This window comes from Pseudanabaena sp. 'Roaring Creek' (genome assembly GCF_001402795.1).
Taxonomy (GTDB): domain Bacteria; phylum Cyanobacteriota; class Cyanobacteriia; order Pseudanabaenales; family Pseudanabaenaceae; genus Pseudanabaena.
In genome coordinates, this window is record NZ_LIRE01000596.1 from 1 (window position 1) to 1,256 (window position 1,256).

The window sequence follows — 1,256 nt, forward strand, 5'->3', positions numbered from 1 at the left end:
CTATAAAGTTAGGGATAAGGGTGCGTAGTGCGAATTACAGCGCTTTGCGCTCAAGCCCAAACCAAGGAAATTTTTGAAAGCGTTGCGAAGCAACGCTTTCAAAAATTTCCTTGTGGTTCGTGTGATCGATAATTGCTGTATATTTCTATAATTGTTCAGCATTGTTTAAAAACAAACCAGAAGTGCGTATTGTCCGTTTATCGGACAGTACGCACTTCTGGTTTGTAAGCTTACTTATACTTGGCTGCTTATAAATAAACTCCCTTCTCTCCAGAGTTATTAGGGCTTTGCCCCGCATTAAGAATTCTGGAGGCAAGGCGTAAGGATGCGATTCTCTTTATCCAAATTTAACCAAATCTCTTTCCATAAATTTGTACCATTTAAATAGCGGGACATTAAGCATGAGGAATAATGGGGCATTAAATTAAGTCAGACCTACGTCAGAGCTATTTGCATGAAAATCCTTAGTATCTCAGGAGTCTATTATGTTGAGTGAATTGCAGAAGCGCAAATTGACCAAGCTTTTTAGTATGTATGATGCTCAAAATCTGGGGATTTTAAAACTATCTGATTTTGAACGGCTAGCACAACGGTTAGCAGAATTACGAGACTGGAAACCTGACACTCTGCCTTACGAGGATATCACTAGTAAATTTTTACTGCTGTGGAATCGAATGCGCGCCGAAATCAAAAAGAAGACAAGTAATCCAGTTGCTAAACAAGGAAGCTTTGAAGTGATTGATGCCCATGCACGCAATCAAATCGACTTAGAAGAGTGGTTTACCTATTACGACATAGTTTTGCACGATGAAAGCTATCGGAGTGAAATTCTGGCCTTCTCTTCATCTTTGTTCAGCGTTATTGATACCGATGGAAGTGGTAATTTAGATCGGAATGAATGGGTTAATTTTTTCCGCGTTTATAATATTCCAGTTGTCTACGCTAGCGAGACTTTTAAAAAGATCGATCGCGATGATGACGGCGTTTTAAGCATGGAAGAAGTCCTATCGACAATGCATGACTTCTACTTCTCCAACGATCCTCATATTCCTGCCAATTATATGTTTGGTCCCATTTAAACCAACTTCTATGAGGTACTCCCTTCCCAGTGAAGAATTAGACGTTGCGGCGCTTCGCGCCGTAACGTCTAATTCTTGGTTTTTAATGTCTAATTTTATAGTGGGAAGGGAGTAAGTTCTATGCGATAAAATAGTGATGCTGGAAGCAATAGCTACATCACTAGATATAGATAATTC

Annotated in this window: 1 protein-coding gene; it reads left to right on the plus strand. The window is 39.5% G+C overall.

The features are described from left to right. Nucleotides 1-485 precede the first annotated feature (485 nt). Nucleotides 486-1,079 (plus strand): EF-hand domain-containing protein, encoded by a 594-nt coding sequence (locus AC805_RS16720; protein WP_055076458.1) that lies wholly within the window; start codon nucleotides 486-488, stop codon nucleotides 1,077-1,079. Nucleotides 1,080-1,256: the final 177 nt, after the last annotated feature.